Source organism: Pseudomonas sp. CM27, from assembly GCF_013179515.1.
In the GTDB taxonomy this organism is placed as follows: Bacteria; Pseudomonadota; Gammaproteobacteria; order Pseudomonadales; family Pseudomonadaceae; genus Aquipseudomonas.
The window spans coordinates 1-614 of the sequence record NZ_JABMCN010000501.1 but is presented as its reverse complement, the minus strand read 5'-3'; the positions used below and the strand labels follow the sequence as shown (position 1 = coordinate 614).

Here is a 614-nt window from a genome sequence, read left to right as displayed (position 1 = left end):
ACCTCGGCCACCTGCCGGTACAAATCGTGCTGGCCAAACAGGCGGCTGGAGATATTCACTGCCACAAATGCCAACTGCCGGCCCTCGGCCTGCCATTGCACCATCTGCCAGCACGCCTGGCGCAGCACCCAGGTGTCAATCTCGGCTATCAGCCCGGTGCGCTCGGCAATCGGGATGAACTCCCCCGGTGGCACCAGGCCGCGCTGAGGGTGCTGCCAGCGCACCAGCGCCTCGACCCCGACCTTGCTGCCCGTCGCCAGGTCATGCACAGGCTGGAAGAACACCCGCAGCTCGTCCTGCTCCAATGCCCGACGCAGCTCGCCGGCCGTCTCGACCCGGTGCTGGGCGTGGGCGGTCAGCTCCTCGGTGTACAGCGCATAACACGCGCGCCCGTTGCTCTTGGCCTTGTACAACGCCGAGTCGGCGTTACGCAGCAATTGCCCGGCACTCAACGCGTCGCTGGGGAACAGGCCGATACCGGCACTGACACTGATAAACAGGCGATGACCGTCGAACAGAAACGGCTCGCGCATGCGTTCGATGATGCACTGCGCCAGCTTGCCCGCCTGGCCAACCTGCTGGCAGTTTTCGGCCAGTACGCCGAATTCGTCACC

At 65.1% G+C, this 614-nt stretch carries 1 protein-coding gene; it reads right to left on the bottom strand.

What is annotated here, in order from left to right; genetic code table 11:
* The coding region (locus HP547_RS29225; RefSeq protein ID WP_172288993.1) for an EAL domain-containing protein at positions 1 to 614 on the bottom strand (614 nt) is incomplete at both ends.